Source organism: Massilia sp. PAMC28688, from assembly GCF_019443445.1.
In the GTDB taxonomy this organism is placed as follows: domain Bacteria; phylum Pseudomonadota; class Gammaproteobacteria; order Burkholderiales; family Burkholderiaceae_D; genus Telluria_A.
In genome coordinates this window covers 293166-319428 of record NZ_CP080378.1, presented here as the reverse complement: position 1 = coordinate 319428, position 26263 = coordinate 293166, and the positions used below count along the sequence as shown (strand labels likewise).

Genomic DNA, 26263 nt, shown 5'->3' with positions numbered 1-26263 from the left:
CGCGGCCGGGGCGAAGAGGCCGTTCGCGCGGCGAGCCTGCCTGGCGCCGCATCAGGCAGGCGACAGGCGCAGGCTGCCGGCCAGAAATTACTGCGAAATCAGCACTTTTTCCACGAAATGCTCGGTCTCGCCAAAGCAGTCGCTGGGTACGCCCTTGTGCTGGGCGTAAGTGAGCACCACGCGCTTGCCGATGGCCGATTTGAGATCATTGGCAATCTTGTCGTCGCGCACGGAAAACATGAAGCGCTCCGGGATCGCGCCTGGCATGCTCGAGAGCAGGATTTCGCCTTCCCAGGTCTTGCACAGCCAGCCCTTGCGTGAAAACTTTTGCAGGTAGCCGGCGCGCTCGCCATCCGAGTAGGACCAGCTCAGCGTAAACCAGGTGTAGGCGGCGAACATGGCAATGAGCACCAGCAGCACGGACAGGATGACGAGGGACGGACGTTTTTGCATATAAATTGTTCTTAAATGAAGTGGGCGGATCGGGAAAGGCGCGCCCATTGTGCCAGCACTGGCGAAATTATCAAGTTCCCGGTCCCGCCAGCGCTTCCTGCTGCTGGCGGTAGCGGTGCGATGACCAGAGCGAGACCATGATGAACGCCAACCCGGACAGGCCCGTGAACCATTCGGGAATATGGTACGCGACACTGGCGAACATGATGATGGCCAGGATGCCGATGGCGTAGTGGGCGCCGTGTTCGAGGTACACGAACTGTTGCAAGGTACCCTTGTCGACCAGGTACACGGTCATGGAACGCACGAACATGGCCCCGATGGCCAGGCCCAGCATGATGATGACCACGTCGCTGGTGATGGCAAAGGCGCCAATCACCCCGTCAAAGCTGAAGGAGGCGTCCAGCACTTCCAGATACATGAAGCCGCCGATGCTGCCGCGCGAGACGGCCTTGCCCAGCGCCGCGTCGTGCTCGGGCGCTTCCAGCAGGCTGCTGACCCATTTGACGGCCACATACACGACCACCCCCAGCACCCCGGAAGCGAGGACGGACAGCTTGCGCCCCGGCGCCACCATGGCCATGGCTGCGTAGGAGGCGCACAGGGTGACGAGCACTGCCAGGCTTTCGCTGCCATACTTGCCCATCTTGTGTTCGATCCAGCCAAGCCAGTGAAGTTCCTTCTCGTCGTCGAACAGGAAGTTGAGAAAGACCAGTAGCAGGAAGGCGCCCCCAAAGGCGGCCACTTCGGCATGGTTCTCGGTCAGGTGGCGGCTGTACTGGTCAGGCGTGCGGATCGCCATGTCCCACACCTGCAGCATGTCCAGGCCCGTGGCCACCGACACGATCAATAGGGGAAACACCAGGCGCATGCCGAATACCGCCACCAGGATGCCCACTGTCAGAAACAGCTTGCGCCAGAATGCATTCCAGTGCCGCAGCACCGAGGCATTGACGACCGCATTGTCAAAAGACAGCGACACTTCCAGCACGCCCAGCACGGCCGCGATCCACAGGGCCGCCAGCATGGCACCGATGCCGCCGCGGCTGTACCCCCACCAGGCCGCCACGCCCATCAGGATGATGGTCACTGCAATGGATAAACGAAAATGTCGCATGGCGGCTGTCTCCCGGTGCAAAATCCAGTTCCCAGGCAAGTGTAGCGCCCGCGGCGGGGAAAAGGCGCCGCCAAGGTGGCAGCGGGGCTATCCTTCTGCGATAATGCTCAGTTGCATTTACTACCAGAAAGCGCGCATGGACCTCAGTTATCTCGTCACCCCTTTGTTGACCTGGATGGTGGTCGGCCCCATCAAATTTCTGATCAATAGCGCGCGCCAGCGGCGCTGGGCCTTCAATCTGGTGGGCAATGGCGGCTTTCCCAGCAACCATAGCGCAGTCGTGACCAGCATGGCAACCCTGATCGCCCTGCGCGAGGGAATGGGGCACCCGGCATTCGGGGTGGCGGTGACGCTCGCTTTCATTGTCATGATCGACGCCAACAGCCTGCGCCAGCATGTCGGGCGCCAGGCCAGCGCCATCAACCGGGTGGCCATCGACACGGTCGGACACACCGTCTTGCGCGAGCGCATGGGCCACACGCTGCTGGAAATTGCCGGTGGCGTGTGCACCGGCATCGGCATGGGCTTCCTGCTGTTTCATGCCTTTGCGCGCACCTGAGGCGGGCGGTATTGACAGTTTCGCAGTGGGGGTGACGGCGTGGGGCAATTGCAGCCTGTCCCCCGAATTTGCCGTCCAGTCGTGCAATTGCGCAGTCTGCCGTTAGCGCATTGACGTTCACCGGCGTGGCGACGGATACTATGCCGCCGGTATTTCCATCTATTATTTTCGGAGAATTTTATGTTGCGCAAAACATTCCTTGTCCTCGCCATTGGCGCGGCCCTGTCCGTCAGCGGCTGCAAGCCCTCGGGGGACGAGAAGGGCAAGGACGGCAAGGGTGCCAAGCCGCTGCCGCAGCTGAGCATTTCTCCGGAAGACACGCTCAAGGTCAGTGCCGATGCGCTCGCCTCCGGTCCCGTCGTCACCGGCTCCATCCAGCCGGAACGCAAGGCCGACCTGCGCGCCGAAGTGGCAGCCGTGGTACTGCAGGTATTAAAGGAAAATGGCGATGTGGTCAAACGCGGGGATGTGCTGGTCAAGCTCGATGAGACCGCCATCCGGGACAGCCTGAATTCGGCCGAAGCATCGGCGCGCACGGCCGGCCAGGCACTCGAGCAGGCCGAGCGCCAGGTCGCGCGCATGAAAACCCTGCGCGCTTCCGGCATGACCTCGGTCCAGGCCATGGACGACGCCGAGATTCGCCGTAACAATGCGGCCAGCGAAGTGGCGGCCGCACGGTCGCGCGCTGCGCTGGCACGCCAGCAACTGTCGCGCACCTCGGTGCGCGCCCCGTTTGACGGCGTCATCAGCGAGCGCAAGGTGTCGGCCGGCGATACCGCCTCGCCCGGCAAGGAATTGCTCAAGGTAATCGATCCGTCCAGCATGCGCTTTGAAGGACGGGTGTCGGCCGACCGCATTGGTGCGGTCAAGGTGGGACAGGCGGTGAGTTTTCGCATCAATGGCTATAACAACCAGGAGTTTCGCGGCGTGGTCAAGCGCGTCGATCCGGCCGCCAATGAAGTGACGCGCCAGGTGGAAGTGCTGGTGGCCTTTGACAAGCCGGCCGAGGCGCCGCGCGTGTCGGGCCTGTACGGCGAAGGGCGGATCGAGTCGGACACCACCCAGGCCCTGATGCTGCCCGAAGGCGCCCTGGTCAAGGCCGGCGACTCGGCCTATGTATGGCGGGTGCAGGGTGACAAGTTGAGCAAGGCTGAGCTGGTCCTGGGCACGCGCGACCCGCGCACCGGCTTTTATGAAGTGCGCTCGGGCCTGGCGGCGGGCGACGTGATCATGCGCACGCCCAGTTCGGCGTTTCGGGAGGGGCAGAAAGTGGCGATGGCCGGCAATACGGCCGCGCGCGTGCCTGCCACTACCGCCCCGGTCATCGTGCAAGGGAAATAAGCCATGTTCTTATCCGACTTCAGTGTCAAGCGGCCGACCGCGACCATTGTCCTGATCATCGCGCTCATGTGCATGGGCCTGCTGGCCCTGTCCAAGCTGCGCGTGAACCAGACTCCCGACGTGGAGCAGCCTGTCATCTCGCTGTACATTCCCTATCCCGGCGCCTCGCCTGACACGGTCGAGCGCGAAGTGGTCAACCGCATCGAAAAGTCGCTCCAGGCCATCCCCGGCGTGAGCGAAATCAATGCCAATGCGAACGAGGGCAGTGCCCAGTTCCGCATCGAGTTCAATTTCGACAAGGACTTGATCGAAGCGTCCGACGAAATCCGCAATGCCATTGCCAGCGTGCGCTACAAGCTGCCGGTGGAAATGCGCGAACCGGTCTTGCAGCGTGCCGATCCCTCGGCCCAGCCCATTGTCAACCTGGCCCTGTCATCGAATAAGCTGAACCATGCCGAAATTTCGCGCCTGGCCGAAGACGTGCTGGCCGACCGCTTGCGCGGCATCGACGGCGTGGCCACGGTCAGCGTCAACGGCGCCCTGCGGCGCGAGCTGACGGTGCTGCTGCGGGCCGAGCGCCTGCGCGAATATAACGTTGCCGTCTCGGACGTGGTGGCCGCGCTGCGCACGCAAAATACCAATGCACCGGTAGGCAAGATCCGCGGCGAACTCGATGAGAAGAGCATTCGCCTCGTTGGCCGCATCGGCTCGCCCGAAGAATTCCAGCAGATCGTTGTCAAGCGGCGCGGCGATGAAGTGGTGCGCCTGGCCCAGGTGGCCGAGATCGCCGACGGTTTTGCCGAAGTCAATGGCTTCAGCATCCGTAGCGGCAAGCCCAACGTGGGCATCACCATTGTCCGCTCGCGCGAAGCGAGCACGGTATCGGTGGCCAATGCGGTCAAGGCGGAAGTGGAAAAAATCAGCAAGGAGCTGCCCGAAGGCACCAAGCTGGAAGTGACGCGCGATGGCGGCGAGGAAGCCCAGAACAGCTTGAACAATGTGATCGAGTCGCTCATTTTCGGCGCGATCCTGACCGTGTTCGTGGTGTACGCCTTCCTGAACTCGTGGCGTTCCACCCTGATCACGGCGCTCTCGCTGCCGACCTCGGTAATCGCTTCCTTTATTGCCGTGTGGCTGTGCGGCTTCACCCTCAACTTCATGACGCTCTTGGGCTTGTCGCTGGCCATTGGCGTGCTCATTGACGATGCGATCGTGGTGCGCGAAAACATTGTGCGCCACATGCAGCGCGGCTCCGACCGCCGCAAGGCGGCGCTGGAAGGCACGGCCGAAATCGGCATGGCCGTCGCCGCAACCACATTTTCCATCATTGCCGTGTTCATTCCCGTGGCCTTCATGCCCGGCGAGTCGGGCGAATGGTTCCGTCCGTTTGCCTTGACCGTGACCTGCTCGGTCCTGGTCAGCCTGGTCATCTCGTTTACGCTCGATCCGATGCTGTCGGCCTACTGGGGCGACCCGCCGGACCACGAGACGCGCCCGAAGAAAGGCTTGTCCAAAGTATTGCAGAACTTTAACCACTGGTTTGACCACCAGGCGGACCGCTACGGCAATGTGATTGGCTGGGCCCTGCATCACCGTAAATCGATGGCACTGCTGGCGGTGATAACTTTCTTTGCAGCCATTGCGTTACACGCGTGGAAGGGTGGCTCAAGCTTTTTGCCCGCTTCCGATTCCGGTAACGTCATGATCGATGTGCGTACGCCAGCGTCGTCAAGCATTGGCTACTCGCGGGCCAAGGTGGAGCGGGCCGCGGAAATTGCGCGTTCGATTCCGGAAACGAAGGAAACCAACAGCTTCATCAACGCTGGCGGCGGCCGGGTGTGGATCGATATCGGCAAGCGCAAGACGCGCGACCGCAGCGCCAAGGAAATCGCGGTGGAACTGCGCGGCAAAATCGCCCAGCTCGTTGGCGCCGAATACGTGGTGATCGATGAATTGAACAATGGCTCGCGCAAGCCGGTCCAGATCCAGTTCACCGGTCCCGACTCGCGCAAGCTGCTTGAAATCACCAACGCCTATATCGAAAAATTGCGCCAGGTGCCGGGCGCGGTGGATGTGGGCTTGTCCGAACAAGACCCGAAAAACGAGTTGCAGATTGAGCTCAACCGCGGCCTGGCCAATTCGATGGGAATTTCCGTCAACGATGCGGCGCAGTCGCTGCGCGTGGCCTTTGCCGGCGTGGAAGTGGGCGACTGGGTGGACCCGACCGGCGAGACGCGCGACGTGGCCGTGCGCCTGCATCCGGAAGACCGGGTCGACGCGGCCAATATCGAGCGCCTGCCCATTGCCGTGTCCGGCACCAACATGATGGTGCCGCTTGAGCAGATTGCCACCATCACCATGGGCAAGGGGCCATCGGGCATTTCGCACAAGGATGGCAAGCGCACCATCACGGTCAGCGCCAACGTGGAGGGCCGCTCCAGTGGCGAAGTGACGGCCGAAGCCATGAAACTGGCCGACAGTCTCGACTATCCGCCAGGCTATGGCCGCAACATCAGTGGCGCGGGGCAGGATCAGCAGGAATTGTTCCGCGACATGGGCATTGCCCTGTTGTCGGGCATTGCGCTGATGTACCTGATCCTGGTGGTGCAGTTCAATTCCTTCACGGCGCCGCTCGGGGTGATGCTGTCGCTGCCGCTGTCGCTGATCGGCGTGGTGCTGGCGCTGTTGATTACCAAGAACACCATCAACCTGATGAGCCTGATCGGCGTCATCATGCTGATGGGCCTGGTGGCCAAGAATGCGATCCTGCTGCTGGACGCGGCCCGCAAGCGTGAAGCCGACGGCTTCAACCGCGAAGACGCGCTGATGGAAGCGGGCCGTATGCGCCTGCGCCCAATCCTGATGACGACCTTCGCCCTGATCGCAGGCATGTTCCCGGTTGCCCTTGGCCTGGGCGAGGGTGGCGAGTTCTACCGTCCGCTGGCCATTGCCATCATTGGCGGCACGATCACCTCGACCATCCTGACCCTCTTGGTGGTGCCGACCTTCTATGACAGCATCGAGATCTCCAAGGACCGCATGGCTGCCAAGTTCAATCGCCGCGCAGAACGCTACAACGTGCTGTTGGCCTTCGTGCTGACCTTCGTCGAAGCGATCCTGACGCTGCTGCTGATTCGCTTCGTGTTCCGGATGCTGCTCAAGCTGATCGGCATGATTCGGGGTACGCGCCCCGTCCCTGCTGGCGTTTCGATTGGCAAGGCCTAAGCTGCAAGGCTGACGATGTGACGGAAGGCCCGCGCGAGCGGGCCTTTTGCATTCGGAAGATCAGGACGCGCGCCGGGACGCAGCACGTGCTGGCCGGAGGGCGCGCACAGTGCCAGCGTTCCCGCGTGTGCATGGCCTTTTGCGATGGGTGCACCAGGACGCGCGCCGAGATGCAGGCAAGTGCGGGCCGAGTGCGCCTACGTTGCGCGAAGGCCCGCTCGAGCGGGCCTGTTGCGTTAAGGCGTGCCAAAACGCCGTATTGCAGGCCGATGGGCTTGCAAAGGCAGGGAAGCCCGCGCGAGCAGGGCCTTTTGCGTTATGCGCGCCAAGACGCAGGACGTGCCGACTGGAAGGCGCGCACGGTACAGCAAGACGCGGGATTAAGTCGCTCGATTAACGGTTCTCGCGCGTGTCTGTTCGATCGTCGGTGGTGCCGGTGGTGCCGGTGCCGGTGGTGCCGCCAGTACCCGAGGTGCCGCTGGTTCCGGTGCCCGTAGTGGCGGGATCTGTCCCGGTGGTGCCTGTGGTACCCGTCGCGCCGGTAGGGTCCGTGGCGCCAGTTGTACCGGTGGTGCCCGTGGTACCCATGGTGCCCGTGTCGCCGGTGGTGCCAGGGGTGCCAGGGGTGCCCGCGGTGCCGGTGGCGCCCGTGGTATTGGCAGGGACGGTGGTGCTGGTATCGCCCATGGTGGCAGGCTCGTCACGGCGGCAACCGCCCAGGACGGCCGCAACGACCGCTGTAGCCAGCAGCGTTTTTGATGCATTCCCAAGTGCTTTCATCGCTTACTCCTCATTCACGTCAGTCAGATACCGCCTTCCGCACCACCGCAAACGGGGCGCCGGAAGGCGGCGGTGTGCAATTTAGACGCCGGGCTGCTTCGCGGGTTCAGCAAAAATTGCGATTTCGCCGCAAATTCGCGCGCATGCCCGCGCAATTTGAGCGATATCAAAGTTCAGGAACAAGGGAAGATGAAAAGTAGCGGCCTGAGGCGGCAAATAAAGGCTGCCTCAGGGGCGCGCAAAGGAATCCATCAGCGCCGGAATTTCATCTGGCAATTCGCGCGCCAGGTAACCGAGCAGGCCGAGGCGCTCGGCCAGGCGTTCGCCGGCGCGCGCGTGCAGTGCCACGCCCCAGCAGGTGGCCTGGGCCAGGGTGGCGCCGCGCGCCGCCAAGCCCGCGATGATGCCCGACAACACGTCGCCCGAACCGGAGATGGCCAGGCCCACGTTGCCGCCTTCGTGCTGCCACTGGCTGCCATCGGGCGCGCTGATGATGGTGCGCGCGCCCTTGAGTGCCACCACCGCATTCCAGTCCCGCGCCGCTGCATGGGCTGTCGCATCGGGCGCGGCAGCAATGTCCTGCTTGGCCTTGCCCGTCAGGTGGGCCATCTCGCCGGCATGGGGGGTGAGCACCACTGGCTGCTCAAAGCGGAACGGGGCACCCTCGCCATCGAGATCGGGATTGAGGATGATGCCCATGGCACAGGCATCGAGCACCACGCTGGTTCCATTTAGGCGCGGCAACAGCGACCGAACCAGCGCCGCCGTGGCGGCCTCGTCCTGCATGCCTGGGCCGACCAGGATCGCACTGACACGGTCGGCCAGGGGATTGAGTTCCGCCACCGCTTCGTGCCGGAAGCCACCCTCGGCCGTCTCGCGCAGGCCGATCACGCGCGCCTCGGGCATGGCCATGGCCACCAGCTGGGCCACGCTGCTGCCGGTGGCCACGGTGAGCTTGCCGGCCCCCGCGCGCAGCGCCGCGGTGGCTGCCAGGATGACGGCGCCGGGCATCTCGCGCGAGCCGCCCAGGATCAGGACGTGGCCCCGTTCTTCCTTGTCGCCGCCGGGCGAAGGCATGGGCAGGGGCCAGCCGCGCAGGGCGGCGGCGTCGAGCGTGACCATGTGGCCGGGCGTGGCTGGCGTTTCCATGGGACCGCTGCGCCTACGCTTTCGGAGCAGCGGGCACATCTTGCTGCACCGTCACCGGCGTGCCGGTATCCTCGAGCGGGGCGACGAAATTGGTCAGGCGCAGCATCAGCTTGCCGTGTTTGCCGTGGTGTGGGTCGAATTCATATGACGTGACCGAGCAGTTGGGCACATCGGCGGCGCGGTCAAAGGCCAGGATGCGGGCCTCGTCGAGCCGCTCGAACAGGTAGCGGAAGCAATTGACGGTGACCTGGTGGCCCACGATGAGCACGCGCTCGCCGCAATACTCGCGCGTGATCGTATCGAGCACGCTGCGCAGGCGCAGGATGACATCGCACCAGCTTTCGCCGCCCGGGGGACGGAAATAGAATTTGCCCACGTGCTGGCGCTGCTCGTAGAGCTCAGGATACTTGTGATTGATGCCGTGGGTGGTGAGGCGGTCGAGGATGCCGAATTCTTTCTCGCGCACCCGCTCGTCGGACTGGATTGCCATCATTGCCGGTGCACCCATGCGCTCGATGATGAGGCGCGCCGTTTCGGCCGCCCGCACATAAGGCGAGTGCAGCACCACGTTGGGGCGGCGTTCCTCGGGCAGGGAGGCAAACCAGTCGCCCAGGGCGCGCGACTGCTCCACGCCCAGCTTCGACAAGGGCACATCGACATCGCGCTCGGCGATATCGATCAGGTGTCCGGCGGCAGCCTCAGCGGCGTCGCGCGCGACATTGCCGGCACTTTGTCCATGCCGCACCAGCCAAATTTCCTGCGGCCATTTCTGCTCCATTGCCCCGTCCATCGTTGAGTTGACACGACGTCATCATAGACGGATTGGGGTGCCCGTCAGCGCACGATACGGCAGAGGCCACCGTTCAGGCGGGCTGCGCTTCGCGGTCGATGTCGGCTACCTCGTCGCTGTTAAAGACCTCCATGTCGGTCTGGCCCATGAGCCGGCTGGTAACGGTGCCGGCCGTGATGGAGCCGCTGACGTTCAGGGCCGTGCGGCCCATGTCGATCAGCGGCTCGATTGAAATCAGGAGGCCCGCCAGCGCCACCGGCAGATTCATGGCCGAGAGCACGATCAGCGCTGCAAAGGTGGCCCCGCCGCCCACGCCGGCGATGCCGACCGAGCCGACCACGATAATGGCCAGCAGCGGCACGAGGAAGTCGAGCGTCATGGGATCGACGCCGACGGTCGGCGCGATCATTATCGCCAGCATGGCCGGATAGATGCCGGCGCAGCCATTCTGGCCCATCACGGCGCCGAAGGACGCGGCGAAATTGGCGATGCCGTCGGGAGTGCCCAGGCGCCGGGTCTGGGTCTGCACCGACATCGGGATGGCGCCGGCACTAGTGCGCGAGGTAAAGGCAAACAGCAGCACGGGCGCAATGCGGGAGGCGAAGCGCCAGGCGTTCAGGCCGGCGCCGGTGACGAACAGGAGATGAACGCAGAACATCAGCAGCAGGGCGCTGTAGGACGCGAGCACGAAGGTAAGCAGGTTCATGATGCTGTCCATGTTGGAACCGGCCACCACCTGGGTCATGAGGGCAAAGACGCCGTAGGGGGTCAGGCGCAGCACCAGCGTCACCATGCGCATGACGACGGCCTGGGCCACCCTGACGAAATGGGCAAAGGAGGCAAACAGGTCCGGCTGCCGGGTGGCGATACCGGTGCCGGCAACGCCGACAAAGATCGCAAAGATAACCACTGCAATGGTCGAGGTCTTGCGGGCGCCCGTCATGTCGAGGAAGGGGTTGGCGGGGATAAAGCTCAGCAGCATGCTGGGCAGGGTGATGTCGCTGGCCGCGCCCAGCTTGCCCTGCAAGTACTCGGCCCGTGTCAGTTCGGCCGCGCTGGCGGTCAGTCCTGCTGCGTTCAGGCCGAACAACTTGGCCATCAGGATGCCGATGCCGGCGGCAATCAGGGTCGTGAGCATCAGCATACCGATGGTCAGCACGCTGATCTGCCCCAGCGCGCGCGCATCCTTGAGCTTGATGATGGCGCTGACGATCGACACCATAATGAGCGGCATGATGATCATTTGCAGCAGCTGCACATAGCCGGTGCCGATGATGGCCAGGTACTCGCTGGTCTGCTTGATGATGATCGCACCTGCTCCATACGCGCCCTGGAAGGCGGCGCCGAGCACAATTCCGAGTCCCAGCGCGGTAAATACCCGTTTCGTAAATGACAGGTGGGCCTTCTGCATGCGGTAGAGCAGGTAACAGGCCAGCAGGGCAATGGCGATGTTGAGGGCAAGAACAGGTTGAAAGATCATGGGATCGCCTTGGCAGATGGTGCAGGCATTCTATATAAAAACTTGCATCTCCACATGCCCATCCGCCCCGCCCGCACCCCGGCTCCCCCACCTCTGGGGTCAGACCACTTAAAACGGCCAAAAACAATGTCTCCCAGTCAGCTTTTGGCTGCCGCGCCGCGCGTGGTCTGACCACTAAAAGCGGAGAAAATCAATTTCCTGACCACATTAGCTGGCTCACTTCAGCCGGCCCTTCGCACTGCGGGTTTGTGCACCAAGCAAGCGCGCGGATCTATAGCTTTTGGGCTATTGCGGGCGGGATGCAGGTTCGGGGTCAGACCACTTAAAGCGGGCAAAATCAATTTCTCGGGGGCAGAATCAGCGCATCGTTCGGGGCGTGGTCTGACCACTAAAACGCGACAAAAACAATTGTTTGTACGTCATTTCGCGCGCGCTATGGACCGCCAATTCGCTGTTCACCTACTATTGCACATGATATAATTTTTCAGAATGGAAACTTTAATTGCCATCACGCGCATCGACTGGATCATCAAGTGCTCTCTCCACGCCGCCTCTTCAATTCGCTCGTCTGCCTGCTTGCGCTGGCGCTGAGTGCAGCCGCCACCGGCGCCAGCAATGAATACCGCGTCGGCCCACCGCCACCGTGGGTGGTCCCGATCGAGGCGGCGAGCGCGGCCCGCTCTGCCAGCGGCGCCTCAGGGGGGCGCGAGTTCCTGCTCAGCGATGTGCAACGCCGTATCGAGAACAACAACATCGTTACCTTCGTCCACATGGCCGTGCGCACTGTCGCCAGCGCCGGCGTGGAAAGCAGCGCCCGCTTTTCGGTGACCTTCGATCCCGTCTATCAGACCGCGACCCTGCACGCCATCGCCGTGCGCCGCAATGGCACCTTGATCGACAAGATCCATAGCGCCGGCATCCGCGTCATGCAGCGCGAGACCGAACTTGAGGCCCGCATTGTCGACGGCCGCAAGACCATCAACGTCGAAATCGATGATGTGCGCGTGGGCGACATTGTCGAATATGCCTACTCCCTCAGCGGCACCAATCCGGTGTTCGCCAACATCTACGCCGGCAGCAGCTACCTGCAGTGGGAAGTGCCGGTCGAGCGTGCATTTGTGCGCCTGCTGGTGCCCGCCCACCGCACTCTGCGTTTCGACCTGGGCAAGGCGGGCGCCGCACCCGTGCTCACCCAGGCCGGTGGCTACCGCGACTATCGCTGGGATCGCAAGCAGGTCGCCGGACTGCGCCTGGAGGAAGACGCCCCTGACGACTACGACCCTTACGCCCAGGTGCAGTGGACCGAATTTGCCGACTGGCGCGCGGTGGCCCGCTGGTCACTGCCCTTGTACAAGCGCAGTACCCCATCGCCGGAACTGGCGCGCGAAATCGACCGCATTGCCGCCGCGTCGCCTGCGCCCGAGGAACGCCTGCTGGCCGCGCTGCGCCTGGTGCAGCGTGATATCCGCTATCTCGGCATAGAGACGGGGGCCAGCTCGCACGCGCCGGCCCCGGCCTCCGTGGTCTTTCGGCGCCGTTTTGGCGACTGCAAGGACAAGGCCGTGCTGCTGCTGACAATCCTCGATGGGTTGGGCATCCGCGCCGAACCGGCACTGGTCAATTCCGGCAGGCTGCGGCCCGAGAATGCGACCCTGCCATCGCCGCACGCCTTCAACCACGTGCTGGTGCGCGCCACCGTCGCCGGCCAGCATTACTGGATCGATCCCACGCGCTCGGAGCAGCATGGCGATCTGGCGCACCTGCACCAGCCTGACTACGGCCTGGCTCTGGTGATCGCTGCCGACAGCACGTCCCTCACGCCCATGAACCCGCCGGCGCGCGCGCGCCGCCATGTGCTGTCGACCTTCGATGCCAGTGCCGGCATGGACCAGCCAGTGAAGCTCGTTGTGGCCACGACCGTGCAGGGCAATGCCGCCGAGACCACGCGCAGCCAGCTCATTTCGCGGGGCGCCGAGGCGATTCAGAAGGACTACCTCAACTACTACGCGCGCAAGTACCCCTCGATTTCGCTGGCCGCTCCCATGAAGGTCAGCGACGACAAGAAGACCAACACGATCACGCTCACCGAGCACTACACCATCAGCAAGTACTGGAGCGATGCCGACCAGGACGGCAGGCGGGAAGTAAATATCTGGTCGCCGGAAGTGAGCGCGCTGCTGGGCGCACCGAATGCGCTGAACCGGACGGCGCCGCTGCCATTGAAGTACCCCCATGAGCTGCAGGAAGTCACGGTGATCAAACTCTTCAGCCCATGGAATCTGACTCCGAAGCGAACCCGCATCGAGGACGACGCCTTTGAAGTGAACCACGCCCTGGCACTGTCAGCCGACCAGCGCACGGTCACCGTGACCGATACCTACCTGGCGCGTGCCGACCGGGTTGCGCCCGATCGCATTCGCGCTTACGCGGCCAAACTGACCGCCGCCAATGACGAAACGGGGCTCACGCTGTACTCGATCGCACCGCCTCCGACGACGCCTGGGATTGCGCTGGTCTTGCTGCGTCTTGCGGTGGCGGCGATCGCCATCGCCCTGATCGCGTTTCTGCTGCGCGTGCGATGGAAGGCGGCCGGGCAGCACAAGCAAATCGATTCACTCCTTCTCACAAGCTGGTGTGCCATGGCCATGCTGCTGCTGATACTGGTGTATTCATTCAGTACCGCGACAGCGGTGGTGACGGCACTCTGCGTGGGATTGACAGTGCTCGCCGTGCTGGCCACGATCTTGGGCAGCGGTACCTCGTCCGGCCACTGGCTGCATATGGATCGCCAGGGCAGGCGCGTGCACTCGGCGCGCGACATGCTCATCGGCGCCAGCACCACCATGCTGATTCTTCCGCGCGCGCTGCAGGCTTAGCGCAGCAGGACCAGGGCCGGTATTCGCTCGGCGCCGCAAAACACGATGGCGTTCTGGCGCAGTTCATTGCCTAGCGCCTTGGCCGCGTCCAGCGTCAGACCGGCGATCAGGCAACCCGGCTCCGGCGGATATTTTCCGCGCGGGTCCAGTGCCTGGCCGCCCAGATAGTCGATGCCACGCTCCTGCAGCATGCGGATAAAGGCGCCGTGCCGCTCGTCATTGGTGCGCCCGCTGGCGGATTCGCCATGGGGATTGCAGGCCGAGATATAGGCACACGACTGTGCCCCGGCCGCGAGGTACAGGGCCAGCAGCGCGTCGCATGTTTGCCCAATGCGCATCACGAACGGCGCCTGGCCATCAATGTGAAAGTCGCTGTCCTGATAGGCCCTCACTTCGGGCGCGGGGATCTCCGTGCTGCTGTTCATGGCTTTCCTCTCATCGCACTGGCGGTTGCCGCGCGCCGGACAAGCTGCGCCAGGGTCGCAACCAGCGGCCCCATATCTTCAGCCGCCACCTGCGCGTAACCTAGCAAAAAGCCGTTCCAGCCGTTGGCACGCGCCCCCGTTGCATGCGTGCTCAGGGCCGGCGCGACCAGACTCAGGGCGCGTGCCGCCTCGCTCACCGCCACGTCGCTCACGCCGCGTCCGGCCAGCTGGAAGGCCAGATGCATGCCGGCGCTGGCGCCGTGGACCGTGCCAAGGCCTGCCAGCTCCTGCTCCAGTGCGGCCACCAGTGCATCGCGGCGCTGGCGGTACAGGCGCCGCATGCGCCGCAGGTGCTGCGCGAACTGGCCATCGCGCACGAACGCCGCCAGGGCCAGCTGCTCGGCTGCGCGACCGCTCGGGGCCGACCGCGCAAGCAGCGCGCGCAGGGGTTCGGCCAGCGTGGGCGGCGTGACCAGAAAGCCGATGCGCAGGGCCGGGAACATGGTCTTGCTGAAGGTGCCCAGGTAGACCACTGGCGCGTCGTCCTCCAGTCCCTGCATGGCCGGCAGGGGCGGGCCGTCGTGCCGGAACTCGCTGTCGTAATCGTCTTCGATGATCAGCGCTCCGCTGGCACGTGCATGGGCGAGCAGCGACAGGCGCCGCTCCAGGCTAAGCACGCTGCCGGTCGGGTACTGGTGGGAAGGCGTGGTGTAGATGAAGCGGGGGCGGTGGCGCCGCCAGTCGGCGCTGTCCGGGTTGATGCCGTGGGCATCGGTGGCAATGCCAATCGGCTTGAGCTGGGCGCCGCGAAAAGCCGCCAGCGCCCCAAGGTAGCCCGGATTTTCGATCCATACCTTGTCCCCGGCATCGGCAAATGCGTGCGCGCACAAGTCGAGGCTGTCCTGGGTGCCGGCCGTGATGAAGACCTGGCCGGCATCGCATTGCACGCCGCGCGCGCCGCGCAGGTAGTCCGCCAGTGCCGCGCGCAGCTGCGGCTCGCCTGCCGGGTCGCCGTAATTGAGCCCGCTGGCCGGCATGCTGCGCCAGGCACGTTCCAGCGTGCGCTTCCACAGCGCCAGGGGAAATTCGTCCAGGGCGGGAACGCCGGGCGCAAAGCCGGTGGTGGCGCCCGAGGGTGGCGCCAGTGTGCGCAGCGATGCAGCGCGCCTGGACAGGGTGGCTGCCGGCGCCTGCGTGGCGCCGCCGCGCGGAGAGCTCACGCTGACCGGCATCACGATGGTGCCCTGGCGGCCCGGCCGCGTGTAGCCCTCCGTGGCCAGCTGATCGTAGGCATACAGCACGCTGTTGCGGGCCATGCCCAGTTCCTGCGCCAGCGCGCGCGTGGCCAGCAGGCGGGTGCCGGTGGACAGGGCGCCGCTGCGGATGGCTTCGCGCAGGCATTCATGCAGCACGCGCTGGCGCGGCCAGGCGCCCACGTCGCGATGTTTGACATAACTGTCGAGCAGCAGAGCATAATCCATTCGTGGCCCCAAAAAATTGGCTGACTGTGGGTCTTATGAAAGAGCCACCAGAACGCTATATTACGCTTTTTGATGCCACCGGAGCCGCCATGACCGCACCTTTCCCGCCAAGCGACCGCACCAGGGTGCGCCGCGCTGCCCACTATGCGCACTACGAGCGCGCCACCCTGCATGCCATTATCGATGACGCCTACGTGTGCCATGTGGCCTTTGCCGACGCCAGTGGCACGCACAATATTCCCACCGCGTGCTGGCGCGAAGGCGAGTACCTGTACATCCATGGCTCCAACGGAGGACGCATGATGAAGGTGATGGGGCAGGGCACCCAGGTATGCGTGGCCATCACCCATCTCGACGGCCTGGTGCTGGCCCGCACCGCTTTCAATCATTCGATGAATTACCGCTCTGCGATGATCTACGGGGCCTTTGAGGCTGTCGATGGCGCAGCGGAGAAGCGCCATGCCATGGAGGTCTTCATGAACCGGATCGCGCCGGGCCGGCATGCGGATGTGGGGCCGGGCAGCGACAAGGAATTCGACGCCACCACCATCATGCGCATCGGCCTTGGCGAAGCGGCCTGCAAGGTGCGCGAAGGCGGGCCGCGCGACGACGAGGAAGATCTGGCGCTGCCGTCGTGGGCTGGGGTGCTACCGTTCGCGCGGCAGCGCCTGGCCCCGGTGCGTGATGCGCAATGCACGTCGCCCGAGCCGGAGTATCTTGCCGGCTGGGCGCGGCGCTAAAGGTCAGGAAGCTGCCGCCTTGCGTTTGGCCCGAGGCTTGGCTGCCCTGGCAAGATCAAGTTCGATCCACGTCGGCGCATGGTCGCTCGGTTTTTCGCGCCCGCGCACGTCGCGGTCCACGCCGGCGGCCGTGAGCGCCGGCGCCAGCGCGGGACTGAGCAGGAGGTGGTCGATGCGCAGGCCGGCATCGCGCCCGTAGGCATTGCGGAAGTAGTCCCAGAATGTGTAAATGCGCTGGTCCGGGTGCATGGTGCGCAGCGAGTCGGTCCAGCCCTGGGCCACCAGCTTGTGGAAGGCGGCGCGGGTCTCGGGCCTGAACAGGGCGTCGGTCAGCCAGCGCTCGGGCTTGTAGACATCGAGCTCGGTCGGCATGACGTTGAAGTCGCCCGCGAGCACCACCGGCGCGCCGGTGGCCATCAGCTCGGCCGCATGGGCGATGAGGCGCTCGAACCACGCCAGCTTGTAATCGAACTTGGGACCGGGCGCCGGGTTCCCGTTGGGGAGATACAGGCAGGCGATGAGCACGCCCTGGTAGGCCGCTTCCAGGTACCGGCTTTGCTCGTCTGCATCGTCGCCCGGCAGGCCGCGGCGTACTTCCTGCGCCGCTTCGCCGCGGGTAAGGATGGCCACGCCATTCCAGCTCTTTTGGCCGAGCCAGATCGGATGGTAGCCCGCGTCCCGGATGGCTAGCTCGGGAAACTTTTCCTGGGGTGCTTTGAGTTCTTGCAGGCAGGCTACGTCCGGTTGTTTTTCCTCCAGCCATTGCAGCAGGGCAGGCAGGCGGCTGGTGATGCCGTTGACATTGAAGGTAGCGATCAGCATGAGTTCTCCGCGTTAATTGTTTTCGCTATTGTGACGCCACTTGTCTGGCGCAGGCCGCACTGCTGGTGCCGCCCTGGTCCTCAAAAGAATAACCATCGGATGACGTAGAAGACGATGATGACCTGGCAGATTCGCCACAGCAGCGCAAGGTCGCCGTCTTCCCCGGCCTGGCCGGCATGCCCATGGTCCGGGCCTGCCGCTCGCCGCGCCTTGTGGCGGTAAGGGTTGTGCAGGTCCTCGTCTTCCGGCGGCCCGGGATCGATCGCCTGCCAGGCACGGTGCCAGCGCGCGATGGCGGCGCGGTCGGCGATAATGGGCAGCAGGTTGGGCAGGCGCGATTGCATCAGGCGCAAGTGGTCAATGTCGCGCTGCAGGAAGTGCGGCTCGGGATCGCGGCCCAGGCGCAGCCGGGTCAGGATCTGGTGCTGCTTGCGCACGTCAAAATCGCGCTGCCGCCGTGCTATGAACTGTTCCTGCAGGGCCAGGAGGAGCGTGAAGCCTTGCTCGCCCGATTGTTCAAGGTGGGTACTGTCCTGCTCCCAACGAAAGGCAAGTGTGGCAGCTTCGAATAAAACTTCGTGGCCTGGCTGCCATCCTTTGACCAGCATCTCCACGCAGGCGTCTTGAAAGGCTGCGCGCGCTGTCAGGTTAATCAGCGCCTCGTCGTCCAGTGCACGCAGCAGTGTGCGTTCAAGCGCCTGCAGCCGATCCGGGTCCATGCCCTGCAGGATGGGGGCCGCCCACTGGTAAAGGCGCGCAAAAGCCAGGCGGCCGGTCTCGGTGGCGCGTTCATGCGCGCGGTCAGGAGCACGGCGGGTGGGCGTTCCCAGCTCATTTACCATCAGGCTTGGCGCGCCAGCCCAGCGCAGCGCGGCCTCGTAGGCGTCTCGCAGCGCCTGGAAGCCTGCGGGGTCAATGGCCTGGTCAATCAGTTTCACTTCCCGCGCGTAGGCACTGCGGATGGCGCGGCGGTCTGCACCGGCGTCGAGCCGCAGGCGCGCCAGGAAGGGTGGGAGCATGGTCATCATAGGTGCCGGTGTGCGCTCTGTCAGCGCGCTGCACTGGCCAGTTTAGGTAATGCCCGAATCAGACGGTTCATTCCGCGACCAGGGAGAATGTCAGCCCGGCCCTTTCTTCCAGGCGCTTCTGCAGCTGTTCGCCCATGGCAGCGCCCGGCGTCCAGACGCCGCCCGCTGCCATGGCGTGGCTGCGGTCCGCCGCCAGGCAGAGTGCGCTTTCCGCGATCATCTTTGACGTGGAGCCATAGCCGGGATCACGGTCGCCGGTCACCACCGCGCGCAGCGTGCTGCCGTCTTCGCCTTGTCCAATGAAGTGAATTTCATAGCGGCCTTTTTCACGCGCCTCCTGGTCTGGACCTTCGCCCGGCTTGGGCAGGGCGAAACGCTGCAGCAGCGAACGGGCAGGGCCAAATTTGAGCAGGGCGGTTTGCACGCGGTAGGCGAGTGCCATTTTTTTCGCCCGTTGTCTGCCCTTGGGGCCATCCCCGGTCATCATGCGCTCGTCGTACAGAAAATCCTTGCCCCAGGCGTGACCGAGCAGAGCATTGGTGCGGTGCACATTCTTGGTATTGATGGCAGCCATCATGAAAGGGCCGGTCCAGGATTTGGCAAGTTCATCGTAGTGTGCCGATTCGCCTTCGGGCTGGACAGGGCCCGAGAAGCCTGGCGTCAGAGCGAATGGATGGGCCATGAGAGCGGCGACGCGCGGATCCCTGCGGCTCGCTTCGATGGTGGCAACCGCGCTGGCGAGCGTGCCGCCCGACATGCCGCCCTTGAGGACGCGCACGCGGCCGCAGACGTAGGTGAGGGGCGCCTTGAAGCGCTGCTGCGCGGCCCGCTGCAGGAAGGCTACCCCAAGGTCGAACGGGATCGAATCGAAACCACAGGAGAACACGATGCGTGCGCCGCTCTTTTGGGCGGGCGCCTGAAGCTGGGGAATCATGTCGGCCATCCACGCAGGTTCCCCGCACAGGTCAACGTAGTCCGTGCCTGCCTGGGCGCAGGCCCTGACCAGGGTTTCACCGTACAGCTGGTAGGGCCCCACGGTGGTCAAGACCACCCGCGTGCGCGCCACCAGCGCCGCCATGGCCTGGGCATCGGCAGCATCGGCCACGATCAGGGGGGTGGAAGCTGGCGCGCCGATCAATTTGCGCACCTGTTCCAGCTTGCCCATGTCGCGTCCGGCCATGGCCCAGCGTATCGGGCTGCCGTGGCCGTCCTGCCGTGCCAGGTATTGGGCCACCAGCCGACCGGTAAAACCGGTGGCGCCGAAAACAATCACATCGTATTGCCTGTCCATGGAATCCCTTATTGATAGCCAGGCCGCCTGTTGCAGCGCATGAATCGGTACGCGACACCATACCGTTCAGCTGGACAGGAACATCGCAGCGAGGTGGCGCTGAGCTTGAATTTTTTGTAATGCCAGAATCATATGGGATTACAGTGAGGCTGGCAAACGGGCCGCGAGATGGCCAGTGGACCTGTTACCAGACGTGCTTCGCCGTGCAGCAACACACCTTGGGCAATCCGTCCAGTAAGCTCTTGCCAAGTTTGTGATACCCCTGCTTGTTGCGGCGGGCAAAAAAAGAGCCGGGCGGCGGCGTGCGCTCCCGGCTCTTGATGCTGCGTGGACTGCTACCTGTCACAGCTGCTTGCCGATACCAGGTCACGCAGCTTGGAGCGCGCCAGCGTCAGCGGCTGAACACGCGCGCGCCACCGCGGCGTACGCTGGTCAGACCGACTGGCTGGCCCATCGGCTCCTGGTAGGTCTGCCCCATCGGGGTCTCTTCGTTCAGCGATTGCTGGGCGAACAGATTGCGGTCTTGCTGGAACTGCAGGGTATTGGCTTCCGAGTGCTGCATGCTGCCGGCGCTGGCCATGCGCATCGCGGCGCGGTTGGGGATGCCGGTGCCGTCCCATTCCGCTTCTTTCTCGTCGATATCGACCGGGCCGAAACGGTCGACGATATCGCCTGCGCGTTCCACCTCCGCTTCGGTGCGCGCGGTCACCGTCAGCACATGATGGCCTTTGTCCACGGCGGTGGAGTAGCGGTTTGAATACACGTCATCATCACTGCCGAACAGGTCGCGGAAGAAGTGCTTGATGCTCGCACCCACGCCTTCGTCCTCGGTGCTTTCAGATGACGGCGTCTTGCCCATTCTGGCGGTGTCTTCCGACAGGCGCACATCCTGGGGAGAAAAGCTCTGCAGCATCAGCTCGTCCATGGCTGCCTGCGCATCGGTACGGTTGTCGAATACGGCGATCAGAGTATGTTGCATGATAATTCCTTCCAATGTTAGCGTAGTGCGACGGAACCATTGAAGCGAAGACAACGTTTGCCCCCAAATCAATGGCGTTAACACAAGTTAGAATAGCGCAGATCATGCTCGGCTTTCACACCGTTGACTCATCCCAACTTCGCCTATCAGGCGCGCGGACGCCCCTCCGTGGACGGTGGGGGTATCGCGCGATGCCGCGTGCCGTGTTTTGGCGTGATGAGGGTTGATGTCGCCGGCGGCACCGGCTGCACAACCCGAGGGCCCGGCCGGCACGGTACATTTCCCGGCGCTCGACCAAAGAGCGATTGCGCAAACAAAAAAGCAGCTACGATTGCTCGTAACTGCTTCATTTGCTTACTGCTGTATTCGTGGTAGGCCGTGCGGGATTCGAACCTGCGACCAACGGATTAAAAGTCCGCTGCTCTACCAGCTGAGCTAACGACCCGAAGAAGCAAGATTATAGGGGGGCACGGCGATCCTGTCAAATACCCGCGCCCAAATAATTTTGCGCCGGCGGCCTTACCTGAGCGCCGCCAGTTGGTCGCGCGCTGCCTGGGCCGCGGCCGAATCCGGATATCTCGCAATCAAATCCTTCAATGATTTGGTCGCGTTTTTCTTGTCCTTGAGTTCGGCGTAGCAGGTACCAATGCTGAGCATCGCGTCCGGCGCCTTGGCGCTGCTGGCGTAGGTCGACGCCACGACTTGCTGGGCGGCGATGGCTTTCTTGCAGTCGCGCTGGGCGTAAAATGCGCTGCCAAGCCAGTACTGCGCGGTCGCCGCGTAGCCGGAGTCCGGGTAGCGGCGTACGAATTCCGCCAGCTGCGCGGCCGCCGCCTTGTAGTCGCCGGCCCTGAAAGTGGCCATGGCCGCGTCATGGGCCGCCTGTTCGTCCGGCGCCACGGCCGTTTCCTGGCCATCGATCGTCACCTGGCGCGGCTCGAGCTTGCGCATGCGCGCGTCCAGGTCGGTATAAAAATCCTTCTGGCGTTTCTGGGTGGTGGCGATCTCGTTGCTCAGTACTTCCAGCTGGCCACGCAGCTTGGCAATTTCCGACATCACTTCTTCGTTACGGTTCACCATTTCCAGCGCGACAGTCTTGTCGGCCTTGGTGTCGATGCGGCTATTGAGTTCGCGCGAGAGCGCCTCGACCTTGGCACGCAGGTCCAGGATCGCCTTGCGTGCTTCATCGTCGCTGAGAATGCCGGCCTGTGCCTGCAGCGGCAGCCAGATAGCCAGCGTCAGGCAGGCTGCAGCGAAGCGGGACTTGGATGGACTGATCATGATTTCACTCTTTCAAAACCTGTAGCAACGCCAGGCCAGGGAGCGGGCGGTAAGCGGCCGTTCCCTGCCGGCTTGTCAATTAATAGACGATGTCGGCGCGGCGGTTTTCCGCCCATGCAGCTTCGCCGCTGCCCATGGCCTTGGGCTTTTCTTCGCCCAGCGACACCGCTTCCATCTGGCTCTCTTCCACGCCCAGCGTGGCCATGGCCTTGCGTACGGCTTCGGCACGCTTCTGGCCCAGCGCCAGGTTGTACTCGGTGCCGCCGCGATCGTCGGTATTACCCTGGATCAGGATCTTGCGGCCCCTGTTCTTGTTGAGGTAGTTGGAGTGGCTTTCCACCACGGCACGGCCATCGTCGCGCACGACATAGCTGTCATAGTCGAAGTAGACGCTGCGCTTGGCCAGCACGCCTTGCGGGTCGTTGAGTGGGTCCACCGAGCCCGTTTCGACCGGACGCACGTCGCGGTTGTCGGCCACTTCCGGCTTTGGTGCTTCGATCGCACGCTCTTCGACTTTGGGCGGGTCGAGCTTGACCGGCGAGCTGCAGGCTGACAGCAGGGCGGCGCTTGCGACAATGAATGCAAGACTGTTGAAATTGCGCATAATTTATCTCCTGGGCTGATTGATGGATGTTGTTCTTGCTTACTTCATGAAAGGACCCCAGTTGGGCTCCCTGATGTTGCCTGCCTGCGTCGTCAAGCGCTGCTTGACGCGTCCGTCGACCGATACCACGGCCAGCGAGGTGCGTCCCCCCGTTTTGGTTGCATACATGATGTATTTGCCGTTCGGCGAGAAGCTCGGTTCGGTGGCGCCGTCGGCCAGGCGAATTTCCTGCCCGGTCGCCAGGTTCATCGCGTACAGGCTGAAGCCGCCGTCGCGCTGGGAGATCCAGGCCAGCGTCTTGCCATCGTCGGACACACGGGGGCTGATGTTGTAGTTGCCCTTGAAGGTCACGCGCTGGGCGTTGCCGCCGCTGGCGCTCATCTTGTAGATCTGCGGGCCGCCGCTGCGGTCGCTGGTGAAGTAAATGGTCTGGCCATCGGCCGAGTACTGCGGTTCGGTATCGATGCCATTGCTGTTGGACAGGCGGCGCAGGTTGCCGCCTTCGGCGCTGACGCTGTACACCTGGGTGTTGCCATCCTTGGACAGGGCCACGGCCAGGCGGGTTCCGTCCGGCGACCAGGAAGGGGCGGAATTGCTGCCTTTTTCATTGACGATGACCTTGCGGGCACCGGTCACCAGGTTTTGCACGTAAATGACGGGCTTCTTCTTTTCGAACGAGACGTACGCTACCTTGGTGCCGTCGGGCGACCAGGATGGCGAAATGATGGGTTCGTTGGAGCGCACCGCCACCTGGGTGCCTTCACCGTCGGCGTCGGCAATTTCCAGGCGATAGTCGCGGCCGGCGCGGTTTTCATTCACATACGCCACGCGGGTGGCAAAGGCGCCGCGGGTGCCGGTCAGCTTTTCGTAGATGTCGTCGGCGATGCGGTGTGCGGTCAGGCGCGTGAAGCGGGGCTGGGCCGCTTCATTCATGCTCGACAGCTGGGACGTCTTGACCGTGTCATGCAGGCGGTAGCGCACTTCGATGCGCCCGTCGGCCAGTTTCTGGACACTGCCCACCACCAGCGCATCGGCGCCGCGCGACTTCCACTGGCTGTAGTCGACCGGTGCATTGGCCGGTACCGAGCCGGCATCGATCACCTTGAACACGCCGCTGCGCTCGAGGTCGGCCTTGATGATGGACGAGATCTGGGCCGGCGCCACCGATTCATCGGCAAAGGCGGCCACGGCCACGGGGATCTGGTTGCTGCCCACACCGGCGATTTCGATCTTGAGCTGGGCATTGGCAGAGGCGCCGGCCAGCAGGCTGAGGGTAAATACAAAGTTGTGCAGTTTCTTCATAAGGCTGTCTGTCCCGGTAATGTAATGCGATGAGGAATCAATCAACTTCCTTCATCCGGATGGTGACTTCAATTGTGCGCTCTACCGTACCATCTTTTTTCTTGGGAAGTGGTGACGAATTGTTAATTCCGCGCTCCACCGCGTCGTCAAAGGCGGCAATGCCGCTACTCTTGGACTTGCGCACCGAGATGATTTCGCCGGTGGGCAGCTGCTCGATCTTGAAGGTGGCCGAGGGATTGCCATCCACATCGGTGTCGCCATTGAAGGAAGTGGAACGCTTGATCTTGTTGCGTACTGCCGTGACATAGCCCGTATCGACCCGCGGGGCGGTGGTCTTGTCGGCGTCGCCCGCGCCGGCCAGGCCGCCGAGCATGCGCTTCATCTGGGCGGCGCGCAGCTTTTCGGCCAGCTTGGCCTCGGCCGCTTCCTTGGCCAGCTTGGCCAGGCGCTCCGCCTTTGCCTTTTCTTTCGCTAACTCTTTTTCTTTTTCCTTTTCTTTTTCCTTTTGCTCGGCCAGTTCCCGCGCCTTCTGGTCAGCAAGCTCCTTTTGCCTGGCCAGCTTTTCGTCAGCTATTTTCTTCTCGGCTAGCTTTTGCTCGCGCAGCTTCTTTTCCTTCTTTTCGCGTTCGAGTGCAATGTCCGGGGGCTTGGGGGCGACCGGTTCCTCGGCGTTGGGCGGCGGTGGCGGGGGAGGCGCTACCGGCTTGGGTATTGGCGCCGGCGTGGGCACCGGCACTGGCTCCGGCGTGATTTCGCGCGGCGCCGCATCCTGTACCTTCATGTCCCACACTTCAGCCGTCACGGCCACCGGCTCCACGTTCTGCCAGCGAATGCCGACCCACAGAAAGCCCAGCAGGGCCGCGTGCACCAGCACCGCCATGACCGTGGACGAGACCGCGCTCGGCTCTGGCGGAACTTGGTAGGGGGAACCCGGGGTCGGAGCTGGATGCATGCTTGCCATGGGCTACTTGGTGGCCAGGCCAACGCGGTCGATGCCCATTTTTTTCGCTTCCGAAATGAGCTGGATGACGTCGTCATATTTGCTGTCGCGGTCGCCCGCGATCATGACGGGATACTCGGGATGCTCGGCATGCAGGGCGCGCAGCTTGCGCAGCAGCTCGGCGCGGCCGTCCACGGTTTCCGGCGCTTCGCTGCGCGCACCATTGACGCCGATCGACAAACGCGCATCGGGACGCACCACAATCTGGATGTAGTTATCGGGCGGCAGGGCAGATTTTTGCGCGTTGGGCAGGTTGATCACGCTCGGGCTGTTAGCGGGCGGCACCACCATGAAAATAATCAGCAGGACCAGCATCACGTCGATGTAAGGCACCACGTTGATTTCGGATTTGAACTTGCGCTTGCGCGAATTGCGCAGGCCGCCGGAAAGGTTCGCCATGGCCCGCTCCGTCTAGCGCGACTGGCGCTGCAAGATGTTCGAGAATTCCTCGACAAAGCTCTCGAAGCGAATGGCCAGGCGGTCGATGTCGTGGGTAAAGCGGTTGTACGCCACGACTGCCGGGATGGCGGCAAACAGGCCAATGGCGGTGGCAATGAGTGCTTCGGCAATGCCGGGCGCGACGGCGGCCAGGGTGGCTTGCTGGACGTTGGCCAGACCGCGGAAGGCATTCATGATGCCCCACACGGTCCCCAGCAAACCAATGTAGGGAGACACGGAACCGGCCGAGGCCAGAAAGTTCAAATGGGAGTCGAGGGCATCGAGTTCGCGCTGGAAGGCGGCGCGCATGGCGCGCCGGGCGCCGTCGAGCACGGCGCCGGTGTCGAGCGGGTCGCGCTTGTCCGACGCTTGCTTGCCCTTGATGAATTCGCCCATGCCGGCATCAAAGATGCGGGCCAGGGCGCCGCTCTGGTCGCGGCTGCGGCTGGCGCTTTCGTGCAGGGTGTGCAGGTTGCCGCCGGCCCAGAAGCTGCGCTCGAACTTTTCGGTCTGGGTGCGGGCGGCGCGAATGGCAAAGCTCTTGCGGAAAATATAGGTCCAGCTCATCACGGAAATAATGAGCAGCAGCACCATGATCAGCTGCACCAGGATGTGGGCTTCCGTGATCAGGGTGACGAAGGAAAGGTCTTGAGGAGCATTCATCTGTAGGGGCTTTATTCAGTGGTGAATCAGGCGGCACGCATTTTAGCAGCGGTATGCGGTGGAAGGGGGCGCGGACGGTGGGTGCGGGCATCGACGCAGCCAACCTTCACCTGCGCGCTGGCCAGCAGCACGCCACGACAGGACGCTTGCTGGACAAACTGTACCGATGCGCGTCCCAGTTTTTCAATGCTCAGCGTTAAGTCTAGTACATCATCCAGCCTGGCCGGCGCCTGATAGTCGATGCTGGCGTGCTTGACGACGAAGATGGCGCCATCTTCTTCGGCCAGCGCGTGCTGGCTCACGCCGGTGGCACGCAGCCATTCGGTGCGGGCCCGTTCGAAGAACTTGAGGTAATTGGCGTAGAACACGATGCCGCCTGCGTCTGTATCTTCGTAATAGACGCGGACTTGCCAGGTAAAGACAGAGGGCATGTCAACAG

24 protein-coding genes and 1 tRNA gene are annotated in these 26263 nt (G+C 63.6%); 5 read left to right on the top strand and 20 right to left on the bottom strand.

Translation table 11 applies throughout. The features are described 5' to 3' along the window. Positions 1-87: 87 nt before the first annotated feature. Positions 88-453 carry a hypothetical protein gene (locus KY495_RS01345; protein ID WP_219881997.1) on the bottom strand — a complete coding sequence of 122 codons (366 nt, stop codon included), beginning with the start codon at positions 451-453 and terminating at the stop codon, positions 88-90. 70 nt (positions 454-523) lie between these two features. Beyond that, a complete protein-coding gene (locus KY495_RS01340; protein WP_219881996.1) occupies positions 524-1570 on the bottom strand; it encodes a DUF475 domain-containing protein in 1047 nt (348 codons plus the stop codon). Between the two features lie 136 nt (positions 1571-1706). On the opposite strand from KY495_RS01340, the gene KY495_RS01335 reads away from it, so the two are divergent. The 3 genes from KY495_RS01335 to KY495_RS01325 all read left to right on the top strand — a co-directional run bounded on the left by KY495_RS01335 (position 1707) and on the right by KY495_RS01325 (position 6695). Next, complete coding sequence (locus KY495_RS01335; protein ID WP_219881995.1) at positions 1707-2129, top strand: divergent PAP2 family protein; 423 nt, start codon at positions 1707-1709, stop codon at positions 2127-2129. Between the two features lie 180 nt (positions 2130-2309). Next, on the top strand, positions 2310-3470 hold the full coding sequence (locus KY495_RS01330; protein WP_219881994.1) for an efflux RND transporter periplasmic adaptor subunit: 1161 nt from the start codon (positions 2310-2312) through the stop codon (positions 3468-3470). Between the two features lie 3 nt (positions 3471-3473). Beyond that, entirely contained in the window at positions 3474-6695 is a 3222-nt protein-coding gene (locus KY495_RS01325) for an efflux RND transporter permease subunit (protein WP_219881993.1), read from the top strand. A gap of 393 nt (positions 6696-7088) precedes the next feature. Here the strand turns inward: KY495_RS01325 and KY495_RS24200 are convergent, their stop codons facing one another. The 4 genes from KY495_RS24200 to KY495_RS01305 form a co-directional block, all read right to left on the bottom strand. After that, positions 7089-7475, bottom strand: a complete 387-nt coding sequence (locus KY495_RS24200) for a hypothetical protein (RefSeq protein ID WP_219881992.1) — start codon at positions 7473-7475, stop codon at positions 7089-7091. Between the two features lie 228 nt (positions 7476-7703). Further along, entirely contained in the window at positions 7704-8624 is a 921-nt protein-coding gene (locus KY495_RS01315; protein WP_219881991.1) for an NAD(P)H-hydrate dehydratase, read from the bottom strand. Positions 8625-8637: 13 nt separating this feature from the next. Beyond that, positions 8638-9402 carry a histidine phosphatase family protein gene (locus tag KY495_RS01310; RefSeq protein WP_219881990.1) on the bottom strand — a complete coding sequence of 255 codons (765 nt, stop codon included), beginning with the start codon at positions 9400-9402 and terminating at the stop codon, positions 8638-8640. 85 nt (positions 9403-9487) lie between these two features. Next, positions 9488-10894 carry an L-cystine transporter gene (locus KY495_RS01305; protein WP_219881989.1) on the bottom strand — a complete coding sequence of 469 codons (1407 nt, stop codon included), beginning with the start codon at positions 10892-10894 and terminating at the stop codon, positions 9488-9490. A gap of 533 nt (positions 10895-11427) precedes the next feature. Here KY495_RS01305 and KY495_RS01300 point away from each other — a divergent pair. After that, positions 11428-13770: a DUF3857 domain-containing transglutaminase family protein gene (locus tag KY495_RS01300; protein ID WP_219881988.1), complete on the top strand. Its 2343-nt coding sequence runs from the start codon at positions 11428-11430 to the stop codon at positions 13768-13770. Here the strand turns inward: KY495_RS01300 and KY495_RS01295 are convergent. Together KY495_RS01295 and KY495_RS01290 are read right to left on the bottom strand one after the other, a co-directional pair. Continuing rightward, positions 13767-14195, bottom strand: coding sequence for a DUF3293 domain-containing protein (locus KY495_RS01295; protein WP_219881987.1), 429 nt, complete (start codon positions 14193-14195; stop codon positions 13767-13769). The genes KY495_RS01300 and KY495_RS01295 overlap by 4 nt on opposite strands. Then, positions 14192-15676 (bottom strand): PLP-dependent aminotransferase family protein, encoded by a 1485-nt coding sequence (locus KY495_RS01290; RefSeq protein ID WP_219881986.1) that lies wholly within the window; start codon positions 15674-15676, stop codon positions 14192-14194. The genes KY495_RS01295 and KY495_RS01290 overlap by 4 nt, the downstream gene beginning before the upstream one ends. An 89-nt stretch (positions 15677-15765) precedes the next feature. On the opposite strand from KY495_RS01290, the gene KY495_RS01285 reads away from it, so the two are divergent. Further along, complete coding sequence (locus tag KY495_RS01285) at positions 15766-16416, top strand: pyridoxamine 5'-phosphate oxidase family protein (RefSeq protein WP_219881985.1); 651 nt, start codon at positions 15766-15768, stop codon at positions 16414-16416. A 3-nt stretch (positions 16417-16419) separates the two neighbouring features. On the opposite strand, the gene xth is transcribed toward KY495_RS01285, so the two are convergent. The 12 genes from xth to ybgC form a co-directional block, all read right to left on the bottom strand. Next, positions 16420-17238 (bottom strand): exodeoxyribonuclease III, encoded by an 819-nt coding sequence (gene xth, locus KY495_RS01280; RefSeq protein ID WP_219881984.1) that lies wholly within the window; start codon positions 17236-17238, stop codon positions 16420-16422. Between the two features lie 80 nt (positions 17239-17318). Further along, positions 17319-18257: a hypothetical protein gene (locus tag KY495_RS01275; protein ID WP_219881983.1), complete on the bottom strand. Its 939-nt coding sequence runs from the start codon at positions 18255-18257 to the stop codon at positions 17319-17321. A gap of 76 nt (positions 18258-18333) precedes the next feature. After that, a complete protein-coding gene (locus tag KY495_RS01270) occupies positions 18334-19557 on the bottom strand; it encodes a trans-acting enoyl reductase family protein (RefSeq protein WP_219881982.1) in 1224 nt (407 codons plus the stop codon). A gap of 391 nt (positions 19558-19948) precedes the next feature. Continuing rightward, positions 19949-20536, bottom strand: coding sequence for a general stress protein (locus KY495_RS01265; RefSeq protein WP_219881981.1), 588 nt, complete (start codon positions 20534-20536; stop codon positions 19949-19951). Positions 20537-20905: 369 nt separating this feature from the next. Continuing rightward, positions 20906-20981: transfer RNA gene (locus tag KY495_RS01260), tRNA-Lys, on the bottom strand. A gap of 74 nt (positions 20982-21055) precedes the next feature. Further along, a complete protein-coding gene (gene ybgF / locus KY495_RS01255) occupies positions 21056-21817 on the bottom strand; it encodes a tol-pal system protein YbgF (RefSeq protein WP_219881980.1) in 762 nt (253 codons plus the stop codon). A 79-nt stretch (positions 21818-21896) separates the two neighbouring features. After that, positions 21897-22421, bottom strand: coding sequence for a peptidoglycan-associated lipoprotein Pal (gene pal, locus KY495_RS01250; protein ID WP_219881979.1), 525 nt, complete (start codon positions 22419-22421; stop codon positions 21897-21899). Between the two features lie 39 nt (positions 22422-22460). After that, a complete protein-coding gene (gene tolB / locus KY495_RS01245) occupies positions 22461-23723 on the bottom strand; it encodes a Tol-Pal system beta propeller repeat protein TolB (RefSeq protein WP_219881978.1) in 1263 nt (420 codons plus the stop codon). A gap of 37 nt (positions 23724-23760) precedes the next feature. Then, positions 23761-24675, bottom strand: a complete 915-nt coding sequence (gene tolA, locus KY495_RS01240) for a cell envelope integrity protein TolA (RefSeq protein ID WP_219881977.1) — start codon at positions 24673-24675, stop codon at positions 23761-23763. A 12-nt stretch (positions 24676-24687) separates the two neighbouring features. Then, positions 24688-25122 carry an ExbD/TolR family protein gene (locus tag KY495_RS01235; RefSeq protein WP_219881976.1) on the bottom strand — a complete coding sequence of 145 codons (435 nt, stop codon included), beginning with the start codon at positions 25120-25122 and terminating at the stop codon, positions 24688-24690. 12 nt (positions 25123-25134) lie between these two features. Next, a complete protein-coding gene (tolQ, locus tag KY495_RS01230) occupies positions 25135-25824 on the bottom strand; it encodes a protein TolQ (protein WP_219881975.1) in 690 nt (229 codons plus the stop codon). A gap of 26 nt (positions 25825-25850) precedes the next feature. Then, the gene (ybgC, locus tag KY495_RS01225) at positions 25851-26255 is read right to left on the bottom strand and encodes a tol-pal system-associated acyl-CoA thioesterase (protein ID WP_219881974.1); all 405 of its coding nucleotides are present in this window, start codon (positions 26253-26255) and stop codon (positions 25851-25853) included. Between the last annotated feature and the right edge of the window lie 8 nt (positions 26256-26263).

What these genes read in the sequence shown, in the direction of transcription:
- KY495_RS01345 (WP_219881997.1), bottom strand. Translation starts at nt 453, where the DNA reads ATGCAAAAACGTCCGTCCCTCGTCATCCTGTCCGTGCTGCTGGTGCTC.
- KY495_RS01340 (WP_219881996.1), bottom strand. Translation starts at nt 1,570, where the DNA reads ATGCGACATTTTCGTTTATCCATTGCAGTGACCATCATCCTGATGGGC.
- KY495_RS01335 (WP_219881995.1), top strand. Translation starts at nt 1,707, where the DNA reads ATGGACCTCAGTTATCTCGTCACCCCTTTGTTGACCTGGATGGTGGTC.
- KY495_RS01330 (WP_219881994.1), top strand. Translation starts at nt 2,310, where the DNA reads ATGTTGCGCAAAACATTCCTTGTCCTCGCCATTGGCGCGGCCCTGTCC.
- KY495_RS01325 (WP_219881993.1), top strand. Translation starts at nt 3,474, where the DNA reads ATGTTCTTATCCGACTTCAGTGTCAAGCGGCCGACCGCGACCATTGTC.
- KY495_RS24200 (WP_219881992.1), bottom strand. Translation starts at nt 7,475, where the DNA reads ATGAAAGCACTTGGGAATGCATCAAAAACGCTGCTGGCTACAGCGGTC.
- KY495_RS01315 (WP_219881991.1), bottom strand. Translation starts at nt 8,624, where the DNA reads ATGGAAACGCCAGCCACGCCCGGCCACATGGTCACGCTCGACGCCGCC.
- KY495_RS01310 (WP_219881990.1), bottom strand. Translation starts at nt 9,402, where the DNA reads ATGGAGCAGAAATGGCCGCAGGAAATTTGGCTGGTGCGGCATGGACAA.
- KY495_RS01305 (WP_219881989.1), bottom strand. Translation starts at nt 10,894, where the DNA reads ATGATCTTTCAACCTGTTCTTGCCCTCAACATCGCCATTGCCCTGCTG.
- KY495_RS01295 (WP_219881987.1), bottom strand. Translation starts at nt 14,195, where the DNA reads ATGAACAGCAGCACGGAGATCCCCGCGCCCGAAGTGAGGGCCTATCAG.
- KY495_RS01290 (WP_219881986.1), bottom strand. Translation starts at nt 15,676, where the DNA reads ATGGATTATGCTCTGCTGCTCGACAGTTATGTCAAACATCGCGACGTG.
- KY495_RS01285 (WP_219881985.1), top strand. Translation starts at nt 15,766, where the DNA reads ATGACCGCACCTTTCCCGCCAAGCGACCGCACCAGGGTGCGCCGCGCT.
- xth (WP_219881984.1), bottom strand. Translation starts at nt 17,238, where the DNA reads ATGCTGATCGCTACCTTCAATGTCAACGGCATCACCAGCCGCCTGCCT.
- KY495_RS01275 (WP_219881983.1), bottom strand. Translation starts at nt 18,257, where the DNA reads ATGCTCCCACCCTTCCTGGCGCGCCTGCGGCTCGACGCCGGTGCAGAC.
- KY495_RS01270 (WP_219881982.1), bottom strand. Translation starts at nt 19,557, where the DNA reads ATGGACAGGCAATACGATGTGATTGTTTTCGGCGCCACCGGTTTTACC.
- KY495_RS01265 (WP_219881981.1), bottom strand. Translation starts at nt 20,536, where the DNA reads ATGCAACATACTCTGATCGCCGTATTCGACAACCGTACCGATGCGCAG.
- ybgF (WP_219881980.1), bottom strand. Translation starts at nt 21,817, where the DNA reads ATGATCAGTCCATCCAAGTCCCGCTTCGCTGCAGCCTGCCTGACGCTG.
- pal (WP_219881979.1), bottom strand. Translation starts at nt 22,421, where the DNA reads ATGCGCAATTTCAACAGTCTTGCATTCATTGTCGCAAGCGCCGCCCTG.
- tolB (WP_219881978.1), bottom strand. Translation starts at nt 23,723, where the DNA reads ATGAAGAAACTGCACAACTTTGTATTTACCCTCAGCCTGCTGGCCGGC.
- tolA (WP_219881977.1), bottom strand. Translation starts at nt 24,675, where the DNA reads ATGCATCCAGCTCCGACCCCGGGTTCCCCCTACCAAGTTCCGCCAGAG.
- KY495_RS01235 (WP_219881976.1), bottom strand. Translation starts at nt 25,122, where the DNA reads ATGGCGAACCTTTCCGGCGGCCTGCGCAATTCGCGCAAGCGCAAGTTC.
- tolQ (WP_219881975.1), bottom strand. Translation starts at nt 25,824, where the DNA reads ATGAATGCTCCTCAAGACCTTTCCTTCGTCACCCTGATCACGGAAGCC.
- ybgC (WP_219881974.1), bottom strand. Translation starts at nt 26,255, where the DNA reads ATGCCCTCTGTCTTTACCTGGCAAGTCCGCGTCTATTACGAAGATACA.